This is a genomic window from Pseudomonas asplenii, from assembly GCF_900105475.1.
Lineage (GTDB): Bacteria > Pseudomonadota > Gammaproteobacteria > Pseudomonadales > Pseudomonadaceae > Aquipseudomonas > Aquipseudomonas asplenii.
Window position 1 is genome coordinate 1,938,243 of the sequence record NZ_LT629777.1, and the last position, 25,972, is coordinate 1,964,214.

General features: G+C 63.9%; 19 protein-coding genes. 7 read left to right on the top strand and 12 right to left on the bottom strand.

The window, feature by feature from the left end:
* Positions 1–59: 59 nt before the first annotated feature.
* Positions 60–392 carry a hypothetical protein gene (locus BLU37_RS08790; protein WP_090204094.1) on the bottom strand — a complete coding sequence of 111 codons (333 nt, stop codon included), beginning with the start codon at positions 390–392 and terminating at the stop codon, positions 60–62.
* Positions 393–519: 127 nt separating this feature from the next.
* Between BLU37_RS08790 and BLU37_RS08795 the strand changes: the two genes are divergently transcribed.
* Complete coding sequence (locus BLU37_RS08795) at positions 520–993, top strand: Lrp/AsnC family transcriptional regulator (RefSeq protein WP_010450665.1); 474 nt, start codon at positions 520–522, stop codon at positions 991–993.
* Between the two features lie 3 nt (positions 994–996).
* Here the strand turns inward: BLU37_RS08795 and BLU37_RS08800 are convergent, their stop codons facing one another.
* The 6 genes from BLU37_RS08800 to BLU37_RS08825 form a co-directional block, all read right to left on the bottom strand.
* Positions 997–1,656: an SGNH/GDSL hydrolase family protein gene (locus BLU37_RS08800; RefSeq protein ID WP_090204097.1), complete on the bottom strand. Its 660-nt coding sequence runs from the start codon at positions 1,654–1,656 to the stop codon at positions 997–999.
* A gap of 18 nt (positions 1,657–1,674) precedes the next feature.
* Entirely contained in the window at positions 1,675–5,589 is a 3,915-nt protein-coding gene (locus BLU37_RS08805; RefSeq protein ID WP_090204100.1) for a cellulose biosynthesis protein BcsC, read from the bottom strand.
* A complete protein-coding gene (gene bcsB, locus BLU37_RS08810) occupies positions 5,586–7,889 on the bottom strand; it encodes a cellulose biosynthesis cyclic di-GMP-binding regulatory protein BcsB (protein ID WP_090204103.1) in 2,304 nt (767 codons plus the stop codon). The genes BLU37_RS08805 and bcsB overlap by 4 nt, the downstream gene beginning before the upstream one ends.
* Entirely contained in the window at positions 7,886–10,078 is a 2,193-nt protein-coding gene (bcsA, locus tag BLU37_RS08815) for a UDP-forming cellulose synthase catalytic subunit (RefSeq protein ID WP_090204107.1), read from the bottom strand. Before bcsA ends, bcsB begins: the two co-directional genes overlap by 4 nt.
* Complete coding sequence (gene bcsQ / locus BLU37_RS08820; protein ID WP_090204110.1) at positions 10,075–11,139, bottom strand: cellulose biosynthesis protein BcsQ; 1,065 nt, start codon at positions 11,137–11,139, stop codon at positions 10,075–10,077. Before bcsQ ends, bcsA begins: the two co-directional genes overlap by 4 nt.
* A 332-nt stretch (positions 11,140–11,471) precedes the next feature.
* A complete protein-coding gene (locus tag BLU37_RS08825) occupies positions 11,472–12,839 on the bottom strand; it encodes a CYTH domain-containing protein (protein ID WP_019360251.1) in 1,368 nt (455 codons plus the stop codon).
* A gap of 276 nt (positions 12,840–13,115) precedes the next feature.
* On the opposite strand from BLU37_RS08825, the gene argE reads away from it, so the two are divergent.
* Together argE and argA are read left to right on the top strand one after the other, a co-directional pair.
* The gene (gene argE / locus BLU37_RS08830; RefSeq protein WP_090204113.1) at positions 13,116–14,276 is read left to right on the top strand and encodes an acetylornithine deacetylase; all 1,161 of its coding nucleotides are present in this window, start codon (positions 13,116–13,118) and stop codon (positions 14,274–14,276) included.
* 137 nt (positions 14,277–14,413) lie between these two features.
* On the top strand, positions 14,414–15,712 hold the full coding sequence (gene argA / locus BLU37_RS08835; protein ID WP_090204116.1) for an amino-acid N-acetyltransferase: 1,299 nt from the start codon (positions 14,414–14,416) through the stop codon (positions 15,710–15,712).
* 175 nt (positions 15,713–15,887) lie between these two features.
* Here argA and gshA read toward each other — a convergent pair whose 3' ends face one another.
* From gshA to BLU37_RS08850, 3 genes are all read right to left on the bottom strand, one after another.
* On the bottom strand, positions 15,888–17,471 hold the full coding sequence (gshA, locus tag BLU37_RS08840; protein ID WP_090204119.1) for a glutamate--cysteine ligase: 1,584 nt from the start codon (positions 17,469–17,471) through the stop codon (positions 15,888–15,890).
* Between the two features lie 200 nt (positions 17,472–17,671).
* Positions 17,672–18,055: a PaaI family thioesterase gene (locus tag BLU37_RS08845; protein WP_090204122.1), complete on the bottom strand. Its 384-nt coding sequence runs from the start codon at positions 18,053–18,055 to the stop codon at positions 17,672–17,674.
* Entirely contained in the window at positions 18,055–20,373 is a 2,319-nt protein-coding gene (locus tag BLU37_RS08850; protein ID WP_090204125.1) for a Tex family protein, read from the bottom strand. Before BLU37_RS08850 ends, BLU37_RS08845 begins: the two co-directional genes overlap by 1 nt.
* 335 nt (positions 20,374–20,708) lie before the next feature.
* Here BLU37_RS08850 and ompR point away from each other — a divergent pair, with 335 nt between their 5' ends.
* A complete protein-coding gene (ompR, locus tag BLU37_RS08855; protein ID WP_010450644.1) occupies positions 20,709–21,449 on the top strand; it encodes an osmolarity response regulator transcription factor OmpR in 741 nt (246 codons plus the stop codon).
* 116 nt (positions 21,450–21,565) lie between these two features.
* Positions 21,566–22,879 carry an ATP-binding protein gene (locus tag BLU37_RS08860; RefSeq protein WP_010450643.1) on the top strand — a complete coding sequence of 438 codons (1,314 nt, stop codon included), beginning with the start codon at positions 21,566–21,568 and terminating at the stop codon, positions 22,877–22,879.
* 27 nt (positions 22,880–22,906) lie between these two features.
* On the opposite strand, the gene rimK is transcribed toward BLU37_RS08860, so the two are convergent.
* Positions 22,907–23,812, bottom strand: coding sequence for a 30S ribosomal protein S6--L-glutamate ligase (gene rimK, locus BLU37_RS08865; protein ID WP_010450642.1), 906 nt, complete (start codon positions 23,810–23,812; stop codon positions 22,907–22,909).
* Entirely contained in the window at positions 23,809–24,291 is a 483-nt protein-coding gene (gene rimB, locus BLU37_RS08870) for a retropepsin-like aspartic endopeptidase RimB (RefSeq protein WP_010450641.1), read from the bottom strand. Before rimB ends, rimK begins: the two co-directional genes overlap by 4 nt.
* Before the next feature lie 216 nt (positions 24,292–24,507).
* Here rimB and BLU37_RS08875 point away from each other — a divergent pair, with 216 nt between their 5' ends.
* Both BLU37_RS08875 and hslO read left to right on the top strand, forming a co-directional pair.
* On the top strand, positions 24,508–24,912 hold the full coding sequence (locus BLU37_RS08875) for an RNA-binding S4 domain-containing protein (protein ID WP_010450640.1): 405 nt from the start codon (positions 24,508–24,510) through the stop codon (positions 24,910–24,912).
* A gap of 125 nt (positions 24,913–25,037) precedes the next feature.
* Positions 25,038–25,940 carry an Hsp33 family molecular chaperone HslO gene (hslO, locus tag BLU37_RS08880; protein ID WP_019360243.1) on the top strand — a complete coding sequence of 301 codons (903 nt, stop codon included), beginning with the start codon at positions 25,038–25,040 and terminating at the stop codon, positions 25,938–25,940.
* The last annotated feature ends 32 nt before the right edge of the window (positions 25,941–25,972 follow it).

Consider the following 25,972-nt stretch of genomic DNA (forward strand, 5'->3'; position numbering starts at 1 on the left):
AGGCCGGCTGATGTCTGTGCCGATACCGGATCAGGGCCGGTGATTTTGTCGACGCGGACTCAGCCCGCCGCTTGCAGGGCCTGTGGTTGGACGTGGGCCGACGACTGCAATTGCACGGAGAAAACGCTGATCAGGTTGCGCATTTTTTCACCGATCACCTGGGCGCGGTGCCAACTCAGGCCGTCCAGTTCCAGCTCGATCAGGAACCGGCCGTCATGCTGCCGAGCCTGTACTTGCAGGGGCGTGAGCAGTTGCAGGGCGAACAGATTGAGCAGGCGGCAGAGCAGGTCCGGTTCGGCTTCGGCCTGCACCTGATAATGCACCCGGCAGTGCGGATTATCGGAAGACCAGGTATCGGGGCGTGGAAGGGGGAGGGCATCAAGGTGGTACATGGTCTTTCTCCTGGATCGGCTGGAGAAATTTTTACATGCTGAGCCAGGTATTTCTTATCTATGATGGACAGGTTTGGCATAAATAAGAATTGTATTATTCGTCTGATAAACAGTTTGGGGTATTTTTATGCAGGGTGAGCTGGATGCGTATGATCGTCGGATCCTGGCGTTGCTGCAGGAGGATGCTTCACTGTCCAGTGCCCAGATCGCCGAGCAGGTAGGGCTGTCCCAATCGCCCTGTTGGCGGCGAATCCAGCGGCTCAAGGACGAGGGGGTGATCCGCGGCCAGGTGACGCTGCTCGATCGCAAGAAGATCGGCCTCAATACGCAGATTTTCGCCGAGGTGAAACTCAACGCCCACGGCCGTTCCAACTTCACCGAGTTCACCGAAGCGATCCGTGGTTTTCCCGAGGTGCTGGAGTGTTACGTGCTGATGGGCGCGGTGGATTTCCTGTTGCGGATCGTCACTGCCGATATCGAGGCGTACGAGCGGTTTTTCTTCGAGAAACTGTCGATGGTCCCGGGGATCCAGGAGGTCAACTCCATCGTTGCGCTGTCCGAGATCAAATCCACCACCAGCCTGCCGGTGTTGCGTTCCTGAGGTTCATTGGCCTCCTGGTCGCGGCAATGGCATCTGCAGCAGCGCCTTGACGATGGCATCACTCCAGGCCTTGTAGCCGGTGAGCGTCAGGTGCTGGCCGTCGATGGTTGCCCACTCGCCCTTGCCGGAGAACTGCAACGAATCGATGTAGCGGCAGGGCGCAACGCTCTTGCTGAGAAAGTCCGACATTGTTCGCACCCGCTCGTAGGTCTTGCCGTATTTGCCGCCTTCGCTGCCCCAGCTAGGCCCGACCCAGACGCATGGGCGTTGGTGGGCGGCGATGGCCTTGACCAGGCTGTTGGTCTGTTGCCAGATCCAGGCTTTGGGGAAGCTCGGTTTGTCGTAGCTGGCCATGGTGTCGCCCATGACGATCACGACGAGGTCGGGTTTGTCGCTGTCCAGCAGTTCGCCGATGGCTCGGGTCGAGGCATTGTCGAGTACCGTGGCTTCGGCATTGCCGCGCCGTTCGGCACCGCCGCAGGGGCTGGGCGTGGCCTTGAGCCAGTCGCCGGCGTTGGCTGCGCAGATACCCAGGGAGTGCACCTGGGCTCCCTGGCGGCTGAGCGCTTCATGCAGGGGATTGAGCAAAAAATACGGAGTCGCCAGGTGGCTGTCGCCGATGATCAGGAAGGTCAGGCCCGCCACGACCGATGAAGTTGCCATGTTGTGCGCTCCCGTGAATCAGTTGGAGTAGGGCGAACGGTACGGGCTGACCGGCAAGGCCATCGGCCCGGTCATCTTTTCGAACAGGTAACGCAGGTACACCCCGGCGGTGACCTGGCGGTAATCCTGGGCGTTATCCAGCGCCAGTTCGCCCCCCAGCAGCAGGTTCGAGCCGAGCCGGTATTCGCCTGCCACATTCAGGTTGTAGCCGACCCCGGTGCTGCTCTTGCCCGGATACGAGAGGTCGTTGGCGGCCTGCTCGGCGCTGTGCCCGGGAAAGTAGTCGGCGCCCCGCTGGTCGATGTACTGGACCCCCAGCGCGCCGTTGAGCCGATAGCTGAAACGTTCGGAGCGCTGTGACCAACTGACCGGCACCGCCACCGAAAAGAAGGTCTGCGGGCTGAAATAGCCGCCGTGGCCATAGGTGAAGAAGCCCTGATTGTTTTCATAGGACAGCAGCATGCTGCTCAGGCCCACGGTGAGTTTGTCGTCGGGCTGGTTGTCCAGGTACCAGTAGATGCCGGCGCCCAGTTCTGCGCGGGTGTTGGACTCGACGTTATTGCCCACCAGCTTGTGCAGGGCGCCATAGCCATACAGCCCGACGTCCTGGTCGTCGTAGCCCAGCAAGGCGCGCCCGCCATTGGCCGTCACGCCACCCCAACTGATGCCGGTACGGCGATCCTTGGCGCCGGCGAAGGAGGCCAGGCTGTCGGTGACCGGTCGCCGCGACAGCGCGATGCTGTAGTGCATGTTCGGGCTGGAGACCAGCGGCTGTTCCAGGCTGATGCCGCCGATCACCGTGTTGTAGGTGAAGCCCACGGGACTGACACCGATGTCCGCCTTGATCCCGTGGGGCGGGCTTTCCACGGCGACCGCCAGGCCCACGCCACTGGCCTGTTGCGAGCCGGGTGAGCCGCCGGGCAGGCCACTGCCGAAGCGGCCGAGGCTGTAGTCGCGGACGCTGCCGGCGTGCAACGAGACGGGCGTCACCCGTAGTGCGACGCGGTTGTCGCCGGCCGGCAGGTTGGCTTCGAACGGCGCCTCGACGTCGGTCAACTTGCTCAGCCCCGATTCATTGTTGTTGCTGCGCACGCTCAGGCCCTGGGCGATGTAGGCACTGCGTTCCTGGAGAATCTCGCTCAGCGCCAATTGCGCCGGGCTCAGGTCCTCCCGTTCGGCGTTACCGGAGCGCCGGCCTGCAGCGAAGGGGTTGCCGGCCAGCGCCGGATCGTCGTCCAGGCCGCCGTCGAGCAGGCTGTCGCGACGGCTGTAGAGCGCAGGTGCCAAGGCCGGGTCGGCGGGCATCGTATCGGCCGCCTCATTGCTGACGCGCAAGGGGTCTTCGTCACGCGAGGCAACGCTACGCGGCTGGCCCGGCAGATCAAGGAAAGGGTTGTCGCCGTCGCTGTCGGCCGTTTCAAGTGCCGGGTTGGCGCGCCGCTGGCTGCCCTCGATGGCCACGGCCTGGCGCAGCAGGTCGGCGGCCTCGGCGCTCTTGCCCATGGCGCGGTAGGTGGCGGCGGCGCTGGTCAGCACCTTGGGCACCCCCGGCTTGAGGGCCAGGGCGGTCTTGAGGGCCTTGTCGGCGCGGGTATTGTCGTGGGCCTGGGCGGCGAGGCTGGCGACGCTCAGTTGCAGGTCGGCATTGCGCGGGTCGTTCTCCAGTAGCGGTTTGTAGAGGGCCATGGCCTTGGCGGTGTTGCCGCTGGCGCTGTACATCCGCGCCAGGGCCGCATTCGCCTGGGGATCACGAGGGGACTGGCGCAGGATCGGCTTGAGCATGTCGTAGGCGGCGACCAGGTTGCCCTTCTCGCGCAACTGGTCGGCCTGCTTGATCCGGTACAGCTTCACCAGGGCGGCATAATGACGGCGGTCGCTGTCGTTCAGGCGCTCGCCCTGCAGGCTGCGCAGGATATCGGCGGCGTCGCTGTCCTGGTCGGCCTTGAACAGGGTGTCGGCATAGAGCAGTTGCAGGCGGCTGGTGGGACTCGGCGAGTGCTCCACCAGGTCGCGCATCAGCGCGACGCCTTGCCTTGGCTGGCCGGCGTCGATATAGGCCGAGGCCAGGATTGCCACGCGTTCGGGTTTGCCCTCGGTCAGCGCCTGGCTGCGGGCGAGCAGCGCCTGGGCTTCCTGGCGCTGGCCGCGGCGGAGGTTGGCGACGGCGGCTTCGGTCTGCACATGCAGGGCGATTTCCTTGCCCAGTTCGTCCATCTCGCGACTGCGTTTGGCCGGTGGAATACGCGCCAGGCTGGCCTGGGCGTCCTGCCATTCGCCCAGTTGCGCCGCCAGCAGGGTTCGGGTGTAGAGCGCGTCGGGCTGGTCGGGGTGGCGCTTGAGCAGGTCGTTGATCTGCTCCCGGGCAGCCTGGGGCCGGCCTTGGTCGAGATAGATCCGGGCGAGGGCGAAGCGGGTCCAGGCGTTGCCGGGGTCATCGGCCAGCGCCTGGCGATAGGCCTGTTCGGCAGCCTTTGTGTCGCCGCGCTGTTCGGCCACATGGGCCACCTGGGTGGCACGCAGGGAGCGGACGGAAACCTCGGCATTGAGTCTTGTCTGAGCGGCGGGCGACAGCGAGTCGATCAGCTTCAGCGCTTCATCGGCCTTGCCTTGCTGTGCCAGGACGCCGATCAGGCCGGTGAGGGCCTGGGGATCGTCGCGGTGATTGGCGAGAATTTTCCGGTAGGCGGCTTCGGCCTTCGCCAGTTGCCCTTGCTGTGCCTGCAGGTTGGCGAGCGCCACCTGGCTGGCCGGTTGCCCAGGGCTCTGGCTGGCGGCCTGCTCGATCAGCGTGCGTGCCTGGTCCGGGCGCCCGGCTTTCTGCGCGGCGGTCGCACCGGCCATCAACCGCCAGTAGCGAACGTTGTCCAAGGCCTGTCGCCAGGGCTGCCCAGCGGGTTGACGGGTGGCCCTGAGCAGCAGGTCTTCGGCTTCGTCCAGGCGTTCCTGTTTCTGCCGCACGATACCCAGGCCGCCCAAGGCGTCGGGGTCGTCGGGCTTTTCCCGCAGACGCGCCTGAAACGCTTGCTCGGCGGCGGCCAGGTCGCCAGCCTCGAGGGCCTGCAGGCCACGGGCGTCCTGCGGGTCGCGGCGCCAGGCGGCGGCTTTTGGCGTGCCGGCATTGGTGCGGGCGAGGGCCTTGCCCTTGTTCATCAGTTCGCGGATTTCCTTGTCGTCCGGGTGGGCGGCGAGGAACTGTTCGAACAGCGGCACCTGCGCCGGCGCCGGTGGGCCGATCCAGGTCAGGGCGAAGCGCCAGGTTTCGTTGGCATCGCTGCCGACATCCTTGTCCTTGGCGAGGACGGCCAGGCGGCGGATACCTTCGGCGCGGGTATCGAGGTTGCGCACCAGGTGCTTGGCCAGGAACAGCGCCGCGGCACGGTCGTCGGGGTGTTCGCGCAGCAACCGTTCGAGGCCGGTGCGGGACTCCTGTTCGCCACCGCGTGAATAGCCCAGCATGAAGTAATACTCGCGGGCCAGGTCGCCTTGGGGCTGACGGCCATTGAACAGTTGCCGATAGACTTTCACCGCTTCGTCGTACTGATTGCCATCGACCAGTTGCCGCGCCCGCGTCAACAACTGGGTCTGTTCGTCGTTGCCCAGGGCGATGTCCTGTTCCAGTTGCTGCGCCTGGCGCGGCGGTGGCACCAGCGCCTGCAGTCGGGCGAGGTACTTGCGCGCCTCGTCCGGGCGCTTGAGCTGCACGTTGCCAAGGCCCAGGCCATAGAGCGCCTCGGGCTGGTCGGGGGCGAGCAGCAGCAGTTTGTTCCAGGCGTCCATGGCCCGGTCGGGATTGTGCTGGGCCTGCCAGTAGCGGCCCTGCTCAATCAGTTGTGCCTGCGGGTCATCGGCCCGGACCGTGCTGCTGCCCAGCACCAGCAACACTGCTAGCGGCAGGGTTCGGCGCAGGCCCGTGCGCTTCGCCAGCCGGCTCATGACAGCCGCCGCTTGGCCTGGGCCCGCAGCCCCAGGAAGATCAACGCGCAGAGCAGGGCGAAGCCAAGCAGGACGCTGAACAGCAGCCAGCCGAGATGCCGCGACAGCAGCAACTGCAGATGGCGGAACCAGCCCAGTTGGCCGACATAGTACGGCTGGTCGGCGGTAAGGCTGGTGATCTGCTTGTCCTGGATCACCGCCAGACGGCCCTGGATCAGTTCCTTGTAATCATCGCCGCCGATCATGGCCGCCGTCACTTCTTCCAGGCGGGACGGTTCGCTGCTGGCGATCACCACCACGCTGCGTCCGCTTTTCAGGGGCGACTCGAAACCGGCCAGGTAAGGCGTGCCGCTGCCCGACCAGGCCAGTGTGCTGCGGGTCTTGCGGACCGCTGCCTCGGAGTCGGGGCTGAACCAGTCATGGATGCGCAGCGCCAGGTCGCTCAGGTCGAAGAAGTGATGGCTGCTTTCGCTGCGCGCCGGCATCGAGTCGGTCCAGAGCTTGAGCAGCGGCTGGTCGCTGGCGGAGGCCAGGACCAGCAGGTCCTTGTCGCTGACAGTCTCGACGTCGCGGGCCTGGATCACTTGTACGCCAGTCGTCGGGTAGCCGGTGGAATCACCGAAGCGACCGAAGACGGTCAGGTAGGCGCTGAGTACCTCTGGGCCGTTGGCGTCGGGCATGACCACGGCGGTTTCCGAGAGATCGGCGAGCCGGGTGAAGGGGAAGCCGCTGTCCCGGAACTTGGCCAGGTCGGGCATCGGCGTGTAGTGGTCCAGGCCGCTGAGGTCGAGGGTCGAGTCCGACTCGATCTGGCCGCGCATGTCCTCGACGATGACATCCCGGCATTCGCCCTGCTTGATGTAGTCGTACATGTAGCGCAGTTGCAACTGGGCCTTGAAGGTGGAGATGTCCAGCGGCAGGTACATGCTGGCCTCGCGGGGCAGGCTGTCGTCTTTCTTCAGCCATTCCAGCCACTGCGGCTCGCCATTGAGATTGGGTACCGACGGCAGTTGCATCGAGCGGATCAGGTGGTCGTTGAGGTGCACCAGCAGGGCCGAGTTGGTCGAGAACTGCTGGGGGGTGTAGCGATACTTGAGCTGGAGCGGGGCGCCCCGGTTACGCCATTCGTACAGGTCCGGTGGCAGGCGCAGGGGAATGATGATTTCCCGCGGGCTGTAGCCGGAGACATGCAATTGCTGGGCATCGACCAGCTCGCCGAGCTTGACCGGCCGGTCGGCCGGCAGCCAGTTGGGCGCATCGTAGGGAATCCGTACCGGCACCGGGTCCAGTCGGTCGATCAGCGCGGTGGCCCCGGACAACGCCTTGCTGCCCAGGGCAACGGCGAGGGCGGCGGTCTTGAGTTCGGCGTCGTTGCGCCCGCTGATCACCAGCAGCTTGCCGTAGGGGTCGTTGGGGTTGGTCATCATGGTCACGCTGGGGCCGGTGGCCGGGTTGCCCGACAGTTCGCCCAGGGGCAGGGCATCGCGTCGGGTGACCAGCACGATGGCATTCCCGCGGCTGGGCAACTGGCCGATGCTGGCGGGAAAGGTCGCGGTCCGGTAGCTGGCCAGCGCGCCAAACTTGGACGACAGTGCGGCGGCCGCTTCCAGCTTGGCGGGGCCGGGAGCTGCGTCGAAGACAAACGGCAGCTTCAAGGGCCGGGCGTCGTGGCGATCGAAAAACGGTGCTGGCAACAGGGCCAGGTCGTTCTTCAGCGCGATGGGCGAGTACTGGATGTTCAACTGACTGTCATTGCTGACTCTGGCCCATAGGCTCGAGTGCAATGGGTCTTCGCACTGCATGGTGTAGTGGCCGATCAGTTGCAGGTCGATCCGGTTGAAGTCGGTGACCAGCCGCGCCGGAATCTCGACCACTTTTTCCAGGTCCTTGCCGGCCTCTTCCTTCGGCAGCGGCAGGCTGGCGGCGACCTTGTCGTTGACCAGCACGTTGAGCTGCGACAGCTCGGGCAGCATGGACGGTGAATAGCTGAACCGCAGCACCAGTTGCACGCCGGTGACGACCTGGTCGGTGCGGATGCCGAAATCGGCGCTGTCGGTGGACTCGACCCCCCGCAGGTACATGGGATCGCGGCGCCCGAGTTGCTTGAAGCTCAGGCTGTAGCTGTTAGCGGGGCTTGCCTGTGGCAGCGGGCTGACAGCCGGCGCAGTGGTCGTGTTGCCCTGGACCTCGGCTGGCGGCAGGGCGCTGCCGATTGCGGGGAACAGACTGCCGCAGGCCAGCAGTGCCAGGGCATAACGGGTGCAGCGTCCCGCGCTGCCAACGGAGGAGGTCGTGGTCATGGCGTGTCCAGGGCGGAGGTGGAAGAGGCGCGGCGCCTTGCGGGCAGCGTAGGGAGCAGGCGTACGGTGGCCTTGAGCAGTTCGCCAATCCCATGCAGACCGATGACGCTGACTTCGCGCAGGGCCGCGAGGGGTGAGTCCGGTTTGCCGGTACCCCAGTTCATCGCCCAGGTGTCGGCGCGGGCGAAGGTCAGGTGGACCAGGTCGCTTTGCTGGTGCAGGGTCATCGGCTCGAACTGGATGCCGATGTTGCTGCCTTGGCTTGAGACCACGGTGCCATCGAAGTCGTAGTGTTGCCCATGGCGGAACAGCGAAACCCGCAGGCGTTCGCCCCGGGGAATCGACAGGCCTTCGCCCAGGCTGAGTCCCAGGCCATGTTGCGAGAAATCCTCGGTGGTGCCTTGCAGCACTCGGCCATCGGCCAGTTGCAGGCTGACCGGCAATTGCGCCTCGACCCGTGGCTCGCTGCGGATCTGCCGGCTTTCGCTGGCGACCGCCAGGGCCGCGCTGGTCACCATCACGTTGTACATCGCCCAGATCTGGTTGAGCAGCACGGTGATGTCGGTGGTGTCGTCGGCTCCGATGTAGTCGTAGAGGCCGAAGAGCACGCCGGCGATGTTCAACAGCAGCAGCACGATATAGGGACGGGCCATCTTCCAGTCGAAGAACTCCGGGTGCAGGTCGCCGCCCTTGTCGGTGACGTTGAAGTGCCCGGAGCGGGGGTTGATCATCGCCTTGAGTACCGGCGGCAGGATGTACCAGGCCAGGACCGTCTCGTAGACCTCGTTCCAGTACGAATGGCGGAACCGTCCCTGGATGCGCGAGTTGGTCAGGTTGGCCAGCAGCAGGTGCGGGAATGCGTAGGCGGCCACCATCAGTGGTGCGGCATGAAAGATCTGCGCACCGAAAATCAGGTAGGCCAGCGGCGCGGTGAGAAACACCATGCGCGGGAAACCGTAGAAGAAGTGCAGCATGGCGTTGGTGTAGCAGACGCGCTGGCCGAGGGTCAGTCCGCGTCCGAGCATGGGGTTGTCGGTGCGGAAGATCTGGGTCATGCCCCGGGCCCAGCGAACGCGCTGGTTGATATGTCGCGCCAGGTTCTCGGTGGCCATGCCGGCGGCCTGGGGCAAGGCCAGGTAGGCGGTGTTGTAGCCGGCGCGGTTGAGCTTGAGCGAGGTGTGGGCGTCTTCGGTGAGGGTGGTTTCGTCCATTCCGCCGATGGCCTGCAGCGGCGCGCGGCGCATCAGGGCGCAGGAGCCGCAGAACATGGCGGCATTCCACAGATCATTGCCGTCCTGGACCAGCCCGTAGAACAGCTCGCCTTCGTTGGGGACCGAGTGCCAGGTATCGAGGTTCTTCTCGAACGGATCGGGCGAGAAGAAGCAGTGTGGGGTCTGCAGCATGGCGAGCTTGGGGTCCTTGAGGAACCAGCCCATGCTGATCTGCAGGAAGGAGCGCGACGGCACATGGTCGGCATCGAAGGCGGCGATGTACTCGCCGTGGGTGACCTTTAGCGCCGCGTTGAAATTGCCGGCCTTGGCATGCAGGTTGTTGTCGCGCGTCAGGTAGTGCACGCCGACGCTTTCGCAGAACTCGCGGAAATCCTCGCGGCGGCCGTCGTCCAGCACATGCACCCGTAGCTTGTCCTCGGGCCAGTCCAGGCCCTGTGCGGCGAACACGGTGATCTTGACGATCTCCAGGGACTCGTTGACCGTGGTGATGAACACATCGACGCTCGGCCAGTCCTCGGGCGCCTGCTCCAGCAGGATCGGCCGGCGCTTCAGCGGCCAGGCGGTCTGCACGTAGCCGAAGACCAGCACCACCAGCGCGTAGAGTTCGGCCACCACCAGCGTGTAGCCGAACAGGGTGTCGTGGAAGCTTTCCAGTTCCAGGGTTTCGCTCAGGCGCCAGTACATGTAGCGCAGCGAGGCGATCAGCGACAGGCTGATCATCGCGATGATCGGCAGGCGTCCCCCGAAGCGCCGCAGCACCAGCGCCGCGATCACCAGGGCAAGACCGAGCAGAAACTGTTGGGACAGGCTCGCCGGTGCGCTGATGACGCCGGCCAAGACCACCACGCAGAGCAGCGCCGTGCACAGCAGCAGAAGCCGTTGCAGGTGCCCGGGCCATTGCCGGATGCGCCTGAGGCTGGTGCCGAGCAGGCGTTCGATGCGACGTTCGAGGGTCATGGCAGGCGCGGCTCCAGTTGGTCATGAAGCTTGTCGGCGATGGCCAGGATGTCCCGGCAACCCTGGGCATCGGCGGCCTGTTCGAACGGGTTGCACTCGTAGGCCAGGGCCTCTGAGATGGCTTCGTCCCAGGCGACCGTCCCGAGCAGTTGGGGTTTGAGCTGGTTCTCGAGGATCTGCGCGATATCCACGGACAACCCATGGGAACTGTCCACGCCGTTGATCACGAACCAGCAGATGGCGGGCCGTTCGCCGCCCAGGTGGGGAGCGAGGGTGCTGACCAGATGGTCGAGCGCGGCGTGGGAGGCGGCATCGGGCCGCACGACGGCGATGATCAGGTCGGCCATGTGCAGGGCCTGTTCCTGGAAGACGCTGCTGCCGGCTGCGGTGTCGATGATCAACGTGTCATGGGTGCCAAGGCCGAGCGTGGCCAGATGCCGGGCGAGCCAGTGCGGGTCGTTTTCGAGCTGGCGTTCGAGGGTGTGCAACTGCTGCGGTTCGCTTTCGCCAAAGGCCAGCAACCGGGTGCTGGCGTAGCCGCTCTTGGCGAGGTCCTGCCAGCCCCGGCCCTCCAGGCTGGCCCGGCAGATGCCTGTCGCCTGCGGGAGGATGCCCAGGTGCTGGTGCTGGGCGTTCTGTGGGTCGAGTTCGAGCACCAGGGCCTGCCGATCAGCGCTGTTGAGCAGTACCGCGAGCAGGCTGGCCAGGGTGCTGCGGCCCACGCCGCCACGGGTCGAGACCACGGCGACAATCCGTGCCGCCACCTGCGGCATGGCGGTGACCTGGCGTGGTTGCCCGGACTGCGCCTGGCGCTGGCGTGCGAGGTCGCCGAGCAGCGTGCGCAAGGGGGGCGAGGGACTCTGGCCGGCCATCGTCGGCTCGGCGGCGGGCCCCCGGGGTGGTTCGGTGGCGGGTATTGGTGTTGGCGAGTGAGGCTTGTCAGGCGCGGGGAGCGGCTTTTCGGCGAAGACCCGGGCCACCTCGATTTCCCGATAGCGGTCGGTGCTGGCGCCGAACTTGCGCATCAGGTTTCTGACATCATCGTCGTCTGAAGGCTGCATGACAGTATCCGTACCATTCCAGAAGATCTTGAAAGGGGACAGATACGGCTAATCACACAATGCCGTCGTACTGCATGCCGTCAGGCACACGATGGTGTTCTTAAAGGTGTCGCCTGCGTGTCTTGTCGATAGAACCCAAGGAACTTGGGAATGTTCCTGGCGGTTTTATCGTGCTAGTCAGGTTCAAATGTAGACCAGATTTTCCCCTGCAAGGAAATTTTGCTGGCCTGCGTCGTTGCGGAGCTTGCTCGCGAGGTCATGGCGACCTTGATGGCCTCTTCGCGAGCAAGTCGGATCGCCGCACCGCCTGCTCCTGCTGGGGCGTGCTGCCGTTACAGGCGCGACAGGGCTTTCCAGGCACGGCCCTGGGAGACGGTCAGGGCCTGCTGTACCCGTGCCTCCAGCACTTCATCGCTGATATCCAGCTGCGCCAACTGCGCCAGCTTGTTCAGTTCGCCGAACAGACGGTCCAGCTCCGGCAGTTCCAGCACGCCGCGGGCCAGGTGCAGCCAGGCCTGGAGGCGCTCGATACGTGGCAGTTGTTCGGCCAGATCTTCCGGCTGCTGCTGGTAGCGACCCAGTTGCAGCGACGCGGCTTCTTCGGCCAGCAGGCGCGGCAGCCAGCTCTGCAACTGCGCGGCTCCCTGGCGATTGCCACGGCCGGGACGTTCGACGGTCCAACTGCGAGCCAGCAACCAGCGCGAGGTGTTCAACGAGAACTGACCCCAGCGCACGTCCTCCAGCTCTTCGAGGAACTGCTCTGGCGCGACCTTGCGCACGTCTTCGTCTTCCAGGCCGGCGTTGACCAGCGGGCGCCAGTCCTCCAGCAACGCATCCAATGCCTTGCGCAGTTCGCTGGTCGATTGCCGTGGTGCCACCTGACCGAGGCTGCCGACCAGGGCCCGCAGTTCGATCAGTTGCTGCAACCAGTCCTGCAGCAGACGCCAGTGGCCGTTGAAGCGGTATTGTTCGGCCAGTCGCTGGCTGCTGCCGAGCAGATGCCAGGCCAGCGCCGCGAAGGCGTCGTCCACGGTGGTTTCGGCGGTCAGTTGCGGCGCCGGCAGGCTCAGCGAATAGCTATTGGCGTCGAACAGCCGGTAGCCACGCTCGGCCTTGCTGATATCGCAGGGCATCAGCGCCAGTTTCTCGGCCAGTTCGGCGGCCAGTTCCAGCAGCGCCTCGGGTTCGCCTTCGCGCAATTCCAGCTCCAGCTCGCAGATTTCTTCCTTCTGCTTGCCGGCGATGACGAAGCCCAGGTCCAGCGCGGCCTCGATCACTACCTTGGACTTGCCCCGGCCCCAGGCGATTTCGGCGCGTTCGCGGACGAAGTCGGTGGTGAAGATCGGTTTGAGGGTTTTCTTGTCCAGCTCGGCCAGTGGCTCCGGCCAGCATTCGCCGTCGAGTTTTTTCAGGTCCAGCTTGGCCTTGGCCAGGTGCCAGTCGTACTCGTTGCGCTCCGACAGGCCGGCAACGCTCTGGCCGCGGGTCTTGAGGGTCTGGATCACTTCTTCGCCGTCACGGCGCAGGCGCAGGGCAACCTTGGCCTTGGCCAGATCGCGTTCGGGCGTGTCGAAATACTGATTCATCAGCTCACGACGTTCCCAGCCGCTTTTGTTGCGCTTCTTCAAGAGCGGGTGCTCGCGCAGGGCGGCGAGGGTTTCGCGGCTGACGCGGAGTTTGATTTCGGTTTCTTTCTGCATGGCCGGAAAATCCAGGATCGGGAGTGCGGCCGGGGAAAAGAGTGGCCGCCTTGGGGTATGCAGTGTACAGGACAAGCGCATGGCACGTGTCGTGGCGGTTTATTCCAGGCGCCGGATGGCTCTATGATGGGGCTCGTCCGGGACCTTGAGGCCTACGCGATCCCTGTAGGAGCCCGGCTTGCCGGCGAATGGGCCCGCAAGCCTTGCCCGGAGCCATGGGCCCTCCCAAATGAAAGGGAGTTTGCACCTGACGTGTTGTGAATGAGGAGCAAGCGCATGCCTTTGCCATCGATGAAAGACCAGTTCGCTGCCCTGATCGCAGTCCCCTCCGTCAGTTGCACCCAGCCGGCGCTGGACCTGAGCAACCGCCCGGTGATCGACCTGTTGGCCAACTGGTTGGGCGACCTGGGCTTCACCTGCGATATCCAGCCGGTCAGCCCCGGCAAATACAACCTGCTCGCCAGCTTCGGCAGCGGCCCCGGCGGCCTGGTGCTGGCCGGCCACAGCGACACCGTGCCGTTCGACGAAGCGCTGTGGCAGACCGACCCGCTCAAGCTCAGCGAGGTCGATGGCCGTTGGGTTGGCCTGGGCAGTTGCGACATGAAGGGCTTCTTCGCCCTGGCGATCGAGGCGGTCAGGCCGCTGCTCGTTCAGCCGTTCAAGCAACCGCTGCTGATCCTCGCCACCTGCGACGAGGAAAGCTCGATGTCCGGCGCCCGTGCCCTGGCCGAGGCCGGGCGGCCGCTGGGCCGCGCAGCGGTGATCGGCGAGCCGACCGGGCTCAAGCCGATCCGCCTGCACAAGGGCGTGATGATGGAACGCATCGACATCCTGGGCCGCAGCGGTCACTCGTCCGACCCGAGCCTGGGGCACAGTGCCCTCGAAGCCATGCATGACGTGATCGGCGAACTGCGGGGGCTGCGTGGACAGTGGCAGCGCGAGTACAACAACCCGCAATTCACGGTGCCGCAACCGACCCTGAACCTGGGCTGCATCCATGGTGGCGACAACCCCAACCGCATCTGCGGCCAATGCGCCCTGGAGTTCGACCTGCGGCCGCTGCCGGGCATGGACCCGAGCCTGCTGCGCGCGGCGATTCGCGCCAAGCTCGAACCCCTGGCCGAGCGGCATCAGGTCAAGATCGACTATGCGCCGCTGTTCCCCGAGGTGCCGCCCTTCGAACAGCTGGCTGATGCCGAACTGGTGCGTATCGCCGAAAAACTCACCGGGCACCGTGCACAAGCGGTAGCGTTCGGCACCGAAGCACCTTATCTTCAACGGCTGGGTTGCGAGACCCTGGTACTCGGCCCTGGCGACATCGCGTGTGCGCACCAACCGGGGGAATACCTCGAAATGTCACGTTTGCAGCCTACTGTAGAGCTGTTGCGCGAACTGATTGAACATTATTGCTTGAGCCCGGCCCCGACCTTGCGTTAAATGCCAGGCCCAACCATCCATTACTGATAAGGAGAGCGCGCGTGTCGCCAAGCCTGTTCCGACGATAACCAACAGCCTGTTGTGCGTTTTCATGTTGCACCCATTTTTCATTGGCTGTTTTTTATACAGGTCAGGTCATGCCCGAATACGTTAACTGGCTTCGCCATGCGTCTCCCTATATCAATGCCCACCGCGATCGCACCTTTGTCGTCATGTTGCCCGGCGACGGCGTCGAGCACCCCAACTTCGGCAATATCGTCCACGATCTGGTGCTGCTGCACAGCCTTGGCGTACGCCTGGTGCTGGTGCATGGCTCGCGCCCGCAGATCGAAAGCCGCCTGGCCGCCCGTGGCCTGACTCCGCATTATCACCATGGTATGCGTATTACCGACGCGGCGACCCTGGAATGCGTGATCGATGCGGTTGGCCATTTGCGCATCGCCATCGAGGCGCGCCTGTCCATGGACATGGCGGCTTCGCCGATGCAGGGCGCGCGCCTGCGCGTCGCCAGCGGCAACCTGGTGACGGCGCGGCCGATCGGTGTGCTCGAAGGTGTCGATTATCACCACACCGGCGAAGTGCGCCGGGTCGACCGCAAGGGCATCAACCGCCTGCTCGACGAGCGCTCCATCGTGTTGTTGTCACCGCTGGGTTATTCGCCCACCGGGGAAATCTTCAACCTGGCCTGCGAAGACGTGGCGACCCGTGCAGCGATCGACCTGGGCGCAGAAAAACTCCTGCTGTTCGGTGCCGATCATGGTTTGATCGATGAAAATGGCCGTCTGGTCCGCGAATTGCGCCCGCAACAGGTGCCTGCGCACCTGCAGCGCCTGGGCAGCGACTACCAGGCTGAACTGCTCGATGCGGCAGCCGAGGCTTGCCGTGGCGGCGTAGCCCGCAGCCATATCGTCAGTTATGTCGAAGACGGTGCGCTGCTGACCGAACTGTTCACCCGTGACGGTGGCGGTACGCTGGTCGCCCAGGAGCAGTTCGAACGGGTCCGTGAGGCGGCGATCGAAGATGTCGGCGGCTTGCTTGACCTGATCAGTCCGCTGGAAGAGCAGGGCATCCTGGTGCGGCGTTCGCGCGAAGTGCTGGAGCGCGAGATCGAGCAGTTCAGTGTGGTCGAGCGTGAGGGGATGATCATCGCCTGTGCGGCGTTGTACCCGATTGCCGATTCGGACGCCGGTGAGCTGGCGTGCCTGGCGGTGAATCCTGAATATCGTCACGGCGGTCGCGGCGACGAATTGCTCGAGCGCATCGAGGCCCGTGCCCGGGAGCAGGGGCTCAAGACCCTGTTCGTCCTCACCACCCGGACCGCGCACTGGTTCCGTGAGCGCGGATTTGTCCCGAGCAGCGTCGAGCGCCTGCCGAGTGCGCGGGCGTCGCTGTACAACTATCAGCGTAATTCGAAGATCTTCGAGAAGGCGCTCTGACCTTCAGCCCTTGAGCATGGCTTGAGGGCCTCTTCGCGGCCAGGTCGGATCGCCGCACCGCCGGCTCCTACAGGGTTTTGTGTCGTACATAGACTTTGTCTACGGTACGGACCCTGTAGGAGCCGGGCTTGTCGGGACGCCGAACCGCCGCGAACGCGTCAGACCTGCTGGCGCGTCAGTTACTGATCGCCAGGATACTCGCCTGGTAAGACCCGACGAACACGTCGAAATCGCCCACTTCGTTCTGCTCCAGCTCCAACTGCTGGACCAGCGACTGGCGGGCGCTTTCCTCGAACGCGGTCTGCTCTTGCTTGCTCAACGGCTGATTACGGAAATATTCGGCATGTGCCAGGCTTTGGCGCATGGAGAACTGGGCGAAGCTTTCCTTGTGCTCGGTCATGCTCGCCAGCACCCGCGCCGACGGGGTCAGGGACGCATCCTTGATCTTCGCCAGTTGCTCGTCCAGCGCCTTGCTGTGGGCATCGCCGCCATGGCTCTGGTCCAGCAGCGCGGCCAGCGGTGCGATCCGCTCCAGCAGCTCGGTGGCCCACGCCTTCATGTTCACCGCCTGGCCGTCACGCTGCAATTGCAGGCCTGGACGCCGGCCTTCCTTGACCACGGTGAGGAAGTTCGAGGTGGCATTGCCGCACTCGCCGCTTGCGAGTTGCGGGCTGTCGTTCAGCGCGCAGTACAGCAGGAAGGCGTTGAGGAAGCGGGCTTCGTCCAGGTCGATGCCGGTCGGCAGGAACGGGTTGATGTCCAGGCAGCGCACCTCGACGTACTGCACGCCCCGGGCCATCAGCGCCTGGATCGGCCGCTCGCCGGTGTAGGTCACGCGTTTCGGGCGAATATTGGAGTAATACTCGTTTTCGATCTGCAGGATGTTGGTGTTGAGCTGGACCCACTCGCCATCCTTGTGGGTGCCGATCTCGACATACGGCGCATAGGGAGTCGCCACCGCCTTGCGCAGACTGTCGGTATAGCTGCTCAGGTCGTTGTAGCACGGTGTCAGGCCGGCCTGGGCGTTGCTCTGGTAACCGAGGTCGCTCATGCGCAGGCTGGTGGCGTAGGGCAGGTACAGCGTTTCGGCGTCGAACTGTTCCAGCGAATGGGAGCGGCCGCGCAGGAATCCGGCATCCAGCGCCGGCGAGGCGCCGAACAGGTACATCAGCAGCCAGCTGTAGCGGCGGAAGTTGCGGATCAGGGCGATGTAGGCCTGCGACTGATAGTCGCGATCAGTGCCGGTAAAGCCCTCGGCCTGCTTGAGCACAGGCCAGAGTTTTTCCGGCAGCGAGAAATTGTAGTGAATCCCGGCAATGCACTGCATGGTCTTGCCGTAGCGCAGGGCCAGGCCCTGACGGTACACATACTTGAGCTTGCCGATGTTCGAGGTGCCGTAATAGGCGATCGGGATATCTTCCTCGGACGGCAGCGGGCAAGGCATCGACGGACTCCACAGGTACTCGTTGCCGAGTTTGCTGTAGGCGAAACGATGAATGCTGTCCAGGCTACCGAGGGTGTCGGCCGGGTCTTTCAGGGCCGGAGTGATGAATTCCAGCAGCGACTCGGAATAGTCCGTGGTGATCTGCTCGTTGGTCAGCGCCGAGCCGAGTTCTTCCGGGTGCGGTGTCTGCGCCAGTCGACCCTCACGGGTGACGCGCAGGCATTCGCGCTCGATGCCGTGCAAGCACTGTTCGAGCAGGGAGAGGTGGTCGCGCTCGCCGAGCAGAGCCAGGCGGCGGTTGAGAAGTTCGCTCAAGTTGGATTCCTTCACGCGTCGGTCGCCCCAATATGGGGGTGGGCAAGACGGTCTACAAGGGTGAAGTGGAGAACTGGCGTTGTCGCCTGGTAAATGTCAGAAAACGCCGACACTTCTTCCCTGAGTCGGGCACGGTGTCGGAGGAAAATTCCGACACTGCGCTTGCAGTGTCGAAATTAACCCAAATCGAGACGGGACAGCTAGAGAACAGCGAACGTACCTTGTGCTTTCGCGACAAGTTTGTCGCCCTGATGCACATCGGCTTCGACCACCAGGGTGCGGCGACCGGGGTGGATGACCCTGGCGGTGCACAACACCTCGCCTTCGGCCACCGCCCGCATGTAGTTGATCTTGCACTCGATGGTAGCGCTACGCTGGTCGAAACCATGGGTGGCCGAGCAGGCCAGGCCCATGGTGATATCCACCAGGCTGAACAGCGCGCCGCCGTGCAGCACGTTGCCACGGTTGCGCAGTTGCGGCGTCAGCGCCAGCGCCACCTCGGCAATGCCGGTGTCCAGGCGTTGCACGCGGCAGCCGAGCAACTCGCTGAAGGCGCTCTGGGTCAGACCGTCAGGAATTTCCATCAACGCTTCTTCAACTGCTTGGCGTTGGCGAACAGCGAGGCCATGGCCTGGTTGGCCGGGGCTGCGGTTTCCTTGCGCGGGGCGTTGTTCTGCGACTGGCGTGGTGCCGAGCCCGGACGCGAGCCACGGGCACCGTCGATCTTCTCGCCCGGGGTGTCGCCCATGCGCATCGACAGGCCGACGCGTTTGCGCGGTATGTCGATTTCCATGACCTTGACCTTGACCACGTCGCCGGCCTTGACCGCTTCACGTGGGTCCTTGACGAACTTCTCCGACAGCGCCGAGATGTGCACCAGACCATCCTGGTGGACACCGATGTCGACGAAGGCGCCGAAGTTGGTCACGTTGGTCACCACGCCTTCGAGGATCATTCCCAGTTCGAGGTCCTTGAGGTCTTCGACACCGTCCTGGAACGCGGCGGTCTTGAACTCGGGGCGCGGGTCGCGGCCCGGTTTGTCCAGTTCCTGCAGAATGTCGGTGACAGTCGGCAGGCCGAAGGTCTCATCGGTGAATTTCTTCGGGTCCAGGCGCTTGAGGAAGCCGCTGTCGCCGATCAGCGAGCGGATATCGCGGTCGGTTTCGGCGGCGATGCGCTGCACCAGCGGGTAGGCTTCCGGGTGCACTGCGGAGGCGTCCAGCGGGTTGTCGCCGTTCATCACACGCAGGAAGCCTGCGGCCTGTTCGAAGGTTTTTTCGCCCAGGCGCGGGACCTTTTTCAGGGCGGCGCGGGTCTTGAACGCGCCGTTTTCGTCACGGTGGCTGACAATGTTCTGCGCCAGGGTGGTATTGAGGCCGGAGATCCGTGCCAGCAGCGCCACCGACGCGGTGTTGACGTCGACGCCGACGGCGTTCACGCAGTCCTCGACCACCGCGTCCAGGCCACGGGCCAGCTTCAACTGCGAAACGTCGTGCTGATACTGGCCGACACCGATGGATTTCGGATCGATCTTCACCAGTTCGGCCAGTGGGTCCTGCAGTCGGCGGGCGATGGACACCGCGCCACGGATCGATACGTCGAGGTCCGGGAATTCCCGCGCGGCCAGCTCCGATGCCGAGTACACCGAAGCGCCGGCCTCGGAAACCATGACCTTGGTCAGGCGCATGGCTGGGTATTTCTTGATCAGCTCGGCGGCCAGTTTGTCGGTTTCGCGGCTGGCGGTGCCGTTGCCGATGGCGATCAGGTCCACCGAGTGCTTGGCGCACAACGCGGCGAGGATGGCCAGGGTCTGGTCCCACTTGTTATGCGGCACGTGCGGGTAGACGGTGGCGTGGTCGAGCAGCTTGCCAGTGGCGTCCACCACGGCCACCTTGCAGCCGGTACGCAGGCCGGGGTCGAGCCCCAGCGTCGCGCGCGGACCCGCTGGGGCGGCCAGCAGCAGGTCGTGCAGGTTGTGGGCGAAGACATTGATCGCCTCGGTTTCCGCGCCATCGCGCAGCTCGCCGAGCAGATCGGTTTCCAGGTGGGTGTAGAGCTTGACCTTCCAGGTCCAGCGCACCACTTCGCTCAGCCACTTGTCGGCGGGACGGTTCTGGTTCTGGATGCCGACATGTTGGCTGATCATGCCTTCGCAGGGATGCAGCGTGCCGGGCAGATCGTCACCGACTTTCAGCGAGGAGGCGAGAATGCCCTCGTTGCGGCCACGGAAGATCGCCAGGGCACGGTGCGACGGCATGCTTTTGAGCGGTTCGTCGTGCTCGAAGTAGTCGCGGAACTTGGCGCCTTCCTCTTCCTTGCCGGCGATCACGCGGGCACTGAGGATCGCTTCCTGCTTGAGGAAGCTGCGCAGTTTTTCCAGCAGGCTGGCGTCTTCGGCGAAGCGCTCCATCAGGATGTACTTGGCGCCCTCGAGGACGGCCTTGGTGTCGGCGAAGCCTTTTTCGGCATCGACAAAGCGCGCCGCTTCGCTTTCCGGCGTCAGCGACGGATCGTTGAAGAGGCTGTCGGCCAGTTCGCCGAGGCCGGCTTCCAGGGCGATCTGGCCCTTGGTGCGGCGCTTCTGCTTGTACGGCAGGTACAAGTCTTCGAGGCGGGTCTTGGTGTCGGCGAGCTGGATGTCGCGGGCCAGGGCAGGGGTCAGCTTGCCTTGCTCCTCGATGCTGGCGAGGATGCTGGCACGCCGTTCGTCGAGTTCTCGCAGATAACGCAGGCGTTCTTCCAGGTGCCGCAGTTGGGTGTCGTCCAGGCTGCCGGTCACCTCTTTGCGGTAACGGGCGATGAAGGGTACTGTCGAACCCTCATCCAATAGGGCGACGGCCGCTTCGACCTGTTGTGGGCGTACGCCGAGTTCTTCGGCGATGCGGCTGTTGATGCTGTCCATAAAACCACCTGACAAAGTGTGAAATCAGGCAAGCCGGGCCTTTGGGCCTGTCGGGCGTGCCTGGTTTGGGATCAAAAGGCGCACCTTGTGACCCGTGAAATCAGCACATTGCTGTGAGCCTTTGAAAAAAGATGGCATCGAACAGCAATGATCAGACGTTGCCTGACGCAGAAGGCGGGGCATTATAACCAGCGTTCCGGGCTTGGGGGGATTGTGCGCGTGTAGGCATAAAACGGTGTTTGCTGGTAGTCGAGGAAAAATCTGCTAACAATGCACAGGATACGCAGGAGAGCCTGCTGGCCCCATAATGCGCGCCGAGATCAAAGGAGCAACCCATGAGCAGCACTGCACAAACTGCTGAAGGCGAAAAAATTCTCATCGTGGACGACGATCCGGGGCTGAGCAGCCTGCTGGAGCGTTTTTTCACCAGCAAGGGCTATCGTGCCCGCGCGGTGGCCAACACCGAGCAAATGGATCGTCTGCTGTCCCGTGAAGTGTTCAATCTGGTGGTGCTCGACCTCATGCTGCCGGGTGAAGACGGCTTGACGGCCTGCCGTCGCCTGCGTGCGGCGAACAACCAGGTGCCGATCATCATGCTCACCGCCAAGGGCGACGAACTGAGCCGGATCAAGGGCCTGGAACTGGGCGCCGACGACTACCTGGCCAAGCCGTTCAACCCCGACGAACTGATGGCGCGGGTCAAGGCCGTGCTGCGGCGCCAGTCTGCGCCGGTTCCGGGCGCCCCGGGCAGCGAGGACGAGAGCGTCACCTTCGGCGACTACGAGTTGTCCCTGGCCACCCGCGAGCTCAAGCGCGGTGAAGAAGTGCACATGCTCACCACCGGCGAATTCGCCGTGCTCAAGGCTCTGGTGATGCACGCCCGTGAACCGCTGACCCGCGACAAGCTGATGAACCTGGCCCGTGGTCGCGAGTGGGATGCGTTGGAGCGTTCCATCGACGTGCAGATCTCCCGTCTGCGTCGCATGATCGAGCCCGATCCTTCCAAACCGCGCTACATCCAGACCGTCTGGGGTGTAGGTTACGTATTCGTGCCGGATGGCGCCGCGACCAAGTGATCGGTGATTTGTAGGAGCGAGTTGTCCGGGTGTGCGAAAGCCGCCCGGACAAGTCGCGATCCGCAATTGTGCGAGCCCGTCCGCTCGCTCCTGCAAAGTATGTAGCGGCCGTATTTATGAAAACCCCTCTCTGGTTTCCCCAAAGCTTTTTCTCGCGCACCCTCTGGCTGGTGCTCATCGTGGTGTTGTTCTCCAAGGCGCTGACCTTGGTCTACCTGCTGATGAACGAGGACGTCCTGGTGGACCGCCAGTACAGCCATGGCGTGGCCCTGACCCTGCGTGCCTACTGGGCCGCGGACGAGAGCGACCGCGACAAGATCGCCGACGCGGCGGGACTGATCCGCGTGGTCAGCGGCGGCGTGCCCGAAGGCGAGCAACACTGGCCGTACAGTGAGATCTACCAACGCCAGATGCAGGCCGAACTGGGTGCCGACACCGAGGTCCGTCTGCGCATGCATGCACCTCCGGCCCTCTGGGTGCGCGCGCCGAGCCTGGGGGCGGGTTGGCTGAAGGTGCCGCTGTACCCGCATCCGTTGCGTGGGCAGAAGATCTGGAGCGTGCTGGGCTGGTTCCTGGCTATCGGGTTGCTGTCGACGGCATCGGCCTGGATTTTCGTCAGCCAGCTCAACCAACCGTTGAAACGCCTGGTCTTCGCCGCCCGGCAACTGGGCCAGGGCCGCAGCGTGCGCCTGCCGATCAGCGATACCCCGAGTGAAATGACCGAGGTATACAGCGCCTTCAACCAGATGGCCGAAGATGTCGAGCAGGCCGGCCGCGAGCGTGAGCTGATGTTGGCCGGGGTTTCCCACGACCTGCGCACGCCGTTGACCCGTCTGCGTCTGTCCCTCGAATTGATGGGCGATCACAGCGACCTCAGCGAGGACATGGTGCGGGACATCGAGGACATGGATGCCATTCTCGACCAGTTCCTCGCCTTCATCCGCGATGGGCGCGACGAATCGGTGGAGCCGGTGGACCTCAGCGATCTGGTGCGCGAGGTGGTGGCGCCCTACAACCAGAACGAACAGCGGGTGCAGATGCGCCTGCAGCCGATCCAGCCGTTCCCCTTGCGCCGGGTGTCAATGAAGCGCCTGCTGAACAACCTGATCGGCAACGCCCTCAACCACGCCGGGGAGGCGGTGGAAGTGGCCGCCTACGTGTCGGGCGACACCAACGCACCTTATGTGGTGCTGAGCGTCATGGACCGTGGTGCGGGTATCGACCCGGCTGAACTGGAAGGCATCTTCAACCCGTTCACCCGGGGCGACAAGGCGCGCGGCGGCAAGGGCACCGGACTGGGCCTGGCGATCGTCAAGCGGATCGCCTCGATGCACGGTGGCAACGTCGAGTTGCGCAACCGCTCCGGTGGTGGCCTGGAGGCACGGGTTCGGTTGCCGTTGGGGCTGATGCTACCGCGCGACGCGGTCTAGAGCCGCGTCGGCTGGCGGTCGGGGTTTTCAGCCCTTGCCCTTGGTCCGGGTCATGTTCGGCCCGCCATTCTTCTCGATGTGCTGGATGATCATCCCCGCGACGTCCTTGCCGGTGGTGGTTTCGATCCCTTCCAGGCCTGGCGACGAGTTCACTTCCATCACCAGCGGGCCATGATTGGAACGCAGGATGTCCACCCCGGCCACGCTGAGGCCCATCACCTTGGCGGCGCTGAGGGCGGTCATGCGTTCTTCCGGGGTGATCTTGATCAGACTGGCGCTGCCACCGCGATGCAGGTTGGAGCGGAACTCTCCGGGCCGGGCCTGGCGTTTCATGGCCGCGATCACCTTGTCGCCGACCACGAAGCAGCGGATATCGGCGCCGCCGGCTTCCTTGATGTATTCCTGGACCATGATGTCTTGCTTGAGGCCCATGAACGCCTCGATCACCGACTCGGCCGCCGTTGCGGTCTCGCACAGCACCACGCCGATACCTTGGGTGCCTTCCAGCACCTTGATCACCAATGGGGCGCCGTTGACCATCTCGATCAGGTCGGGAATGTCGTCCGGCGAGTGGGCGAAACCGGTGACCGGCAGGCCGATGCCCCGGCGTGATAGCAGTTGCAGCGAGCGCAGCTTGTCCCGCGAGCGGGCGATCGCCACCGATTCGTTGAGGGGAAAGACGCCCATCATCTCGAACTGGCGCAATACCGCGCAGCCATAGAAGGTCACCGAAGCGCCGATTCGCGGGATGACCGCGTCGAAGCCTTCCAGCGGTTTGCCGCGATAGTGGATCTGCGGCTTATGACTGGCGATGTTCATATAGGCGCGCAGGGTGTCGACCACCACCATTTCATGGCCACGTGCTACGCCGGCTTCGACCAGGCGACGAGTGGAATACAGACGCGGATTACGCGACAGCACGGCGATCTTCATGCAACACCTGTGGCAGAGGTAGTAGTAACCGGGAACACCGGCTTTTCTTGAACGTATTTGCTCCCCGGGTTGACCACCAGTTGGCCATCGACCAGGGCTTTGGAACCGAGCAACAGGCGATAACGCATGGCCTTGCGACAGGCGAGCGTGAACTGCACCTGCCAGACCCGGTCACCCAGGGCCAGAGTGGTGGCGATCACATAGCGGACCTGGGCATGGCCGTTGGAACTCTTGATGGTTTTCATCGCCAGCAACGGGGCTTCGCAGCGTCGATGGCGCAACTGCACCACCGTGCCGAGGTGGGCGGTGAAGCGGACCCACTTCGCCCCATCGCGCTCGAACGGTTCGATATCGGTGGCGTGCAGGCTGGAGGTGCTGGCACCGGTGTCGATCTTCGCCCGCAGGCCGGCGACTCCCAGATCCGGGAGCGCAACCCACTCGCGCAGACCCACAACAGTCAAATGGTCAAATGTCTTCAAAATGCTCAACCGGTGAAAAAACTGCTCAGGCCGCCAGGCAGCGGTCATGGCGATATTCACGCAGAATAATCGGTAAATGGCGACAGATATCTGTGCGACTTGTTTTCAGGCCGTGAACCTATCACTGGGTTGCCCATATTCTAGACTGGACGGGGAAATTCAGCTTCGACGGCAACGGTAGTACAGTTCAGCAATATTTCAGTTTGAGGAATCCCCGTGGCACAAAAAACGGAAGAGGATGACAAGGTTCGGCTCGACAAATGGTTGTGGGCGGCACGCTTCTACAAAACCCGCGCCTTGGCCAAGACGGCGATCGAAAGCGGCAAGGTGCACTGCCGGGGGGAGCGTTGCAAACCGTCGAAAGAGCCCCGGGTCGGCGACGAACTGCTGATCCGTACCGGTTTCGATGAGCGTACCGTGGTGGTTCAGGCACTGTCGGTCGTACGCCGTGGGGCACCGCAAGCGCAGGAGCTCTATGCCGAGACCGCCGCCAGCATTGCCAAGCGTGAGGCCCAGGCGGCACAGCGCAAGGCCGGCGCACTGGGCCTGACCACCGATGGCAAACCGACCAAGAAGCAACGCCGTGACCTGTTCAAATTCCGCGACGCAGGTGCCGAATAATCCTGTCTATCCTTGACTGACAGCCATTCGCCCCCATGTTGCGTGGTCAGAACCGCGATTTGTTCATAAAATGCTCAGATTCTCTGAGTCGAACACCTTTATTACTACTTCCAGAATCGAAACCTATGTCAGATCTACCAGACACCGATTACTCCCAACGCTTCATCTTCGATGACAGCGACACGCGTGGCGAACTGGTGTCGCTGGAACGCAGCTACGCTGAAGTCCTGGCCAAGCATCCCTATCCACAGCCGGTCGCCCAATTGCTCGGCGAACTGATGGCCGCCGCCGCGCTGCTGGTCGGCACCTTGAAGTTCGACGGCCTGCTGATTCTTCAGGCCCGTTCCGAAGGCGCGGTGCCATTGCTGATGGTCGAGTGCTCCAGCGAGCGTGAGATCCGTGGTCTGGCCCGTTACGATGCCGAGCAGATCGCTCCTGGCGCAAGCCTGGCGGACCTGATGCCCAATGGCGTGCTGGCCCTGACTGTCGATCCGACCCAGGGGCAGCGCTACCAGGGGATCGTCGACCTTGACGGTGCCACCTTGTCGGAGTGCTTCACCAATTACTTCGTCATGTCCCAGCAGGTCGGCACCCGCTTCTGGCTCAATGCCGATGGCCAGCGGGCTCGCGGCCTGCTGCTGCAGCAACTGCCTGCCGACCGTATCAAGGATGAGGACGAGCGCGCCGCCAACTGGCAGCACATCACCGCCCTGGCCAGCACCCTGAAAGCCGAGGAACTGCTTGGCCTGGACAACGAAACCGTGTTGCACCGCCTCTACCACGAAGAAGCGCTGCGCCTGTTCGATCACCAGCCGCTAAGCTTCCATTGCAGTTGCTCGCGTGAGCGTTCGGGCAACGCGCTGGTCAGTTTGGGGCTGGAAGATGCCCAGCAACTGGTGGCCGAACGTGGCGGCGCAATCGAGATCGATTGCCAGTTCTGCAACCAGCGTTATCTGTTCGATGCGACCGATATTGCGCAATTGTTTGCCGGCGCAGGGGTCGAGACCCCGTCAGATACTCGTCACTAAAACGCTTCAGCGCAGGTAAATCCCCTGTCAAA

Excerpts from the sequence above, each read along its gene's own strand:
- BLU37_RS08790 (WP_090204094.1), bottom strand. The coding sequence starts at position 392 with ATGTACCACCTTGATGCCCTCCCCCTTCCACGCCCCGATACCTGGTCT.
- BLU37_RS08795 (WP_010450665.1), top strand. The coding sequence starts at position 520 with ATGCAGGGTGAGCTGGATGCGTATGATCGTCGGATCCTGGCGTTGCTG.
- BLU37_RS08800 (WP_090204097.1), bottom strand. The coding sequence starts at position 1,656 with ATGGCAACTTCATCGGTCGTGGCGGGCCTGACCTTCCTGATCATCGGC.
- BLU37_RS08805 (WP_090204100.1), bottom strand. The coding sequence starts at position 5,589 with ATGAGCCGGCTGGCGAAGCGCACGGGCCTGCGCCGAACCCTGCCGCTA.
- bcsB (WP_090204103.1), bottom strand. The coding sequence starts at position 7,889 with ATGACCACGACCTCCTCCGTTGGCAGCGCGGGACGCTGCACCCGTTAT.
- bcsA (WP_090204107.1), bottom strand. The coding sequence starts at position 10,078 with ATGACCCTCGAACGTCGCATCGAACGCCTGCTCGGCACCAGCCTCAGG.
- bcsQ (WP_090204110.1), bottom strand. The coding sequence starts at position 11,139 with ATGCAGCCTTCAGACGACGATGATGTCAGAAACCTGATGCGCAAGTTC.
- BLU37_RS08825 (WP_019360251.1), bottom strand. The coding sequence starts at position 12,839 with ATGCAGAAAGAAACCGAAATCAAACTCCGCGTCAGCCGCGAAACCCTC.
- argE (WP_090204113.1), top strand. The coding sequence starts at position 13,116 with ATGCCTTTGCCATCGATGAAAGACCAGTTCGCTGCCCTGATCGCAGTC.
- argA (WP_090204116.1), top strand. The coding sequence starts at position 14,414 with ATGCCCGAATACGTTAACTGGCTTCGCCATGCGTCTCCCTATATCAAT.
- BLU37_RS08845 (WP_090204122.1), bottom strand. The coding sequence starts at position 18,055 with ATGGAAATTCCTGACGGTCTGACCCAGAGCGCCTTCAGCGAGTTGCTC.
- BLU37_RS08850 (WP_090204125.1), bottom strand. The coding sequence starts at position 20,373 with ATGGACAGCATCAACAGCCGCATCGCCGAAGAACTCGGCGTACGCCCA.
- ompR (WP_010450644.1), top strand. The coding sequence starts at position 20,709 with ATGAGCAGCACTGCACAAACTGCTGAAGGCGAAAAAATTCTCATCGTG.
- BLU37_RS08860 (WP_010450643.1), top strand. The coding sequence starts at position 21,566 with ATGAAAACCCCTCTCTGGTTTCCCCAAAGCTTTTTCTCGCGCACCCTC.
- rimK (WP_010450642.1), bottom strand. The coding sequence starts at position 23,812 with ATGAAGATCGCCGTGCTGTCGCGTAATCCGCGTCTGTATTCCACTCGT.
- hslO (WP_019360243.1), top strand. The coding sequence starts at position 25,038 with ATGTCAGATCTACCAGACACCGATTACTCCCAACGCTTCATCTTCGAT.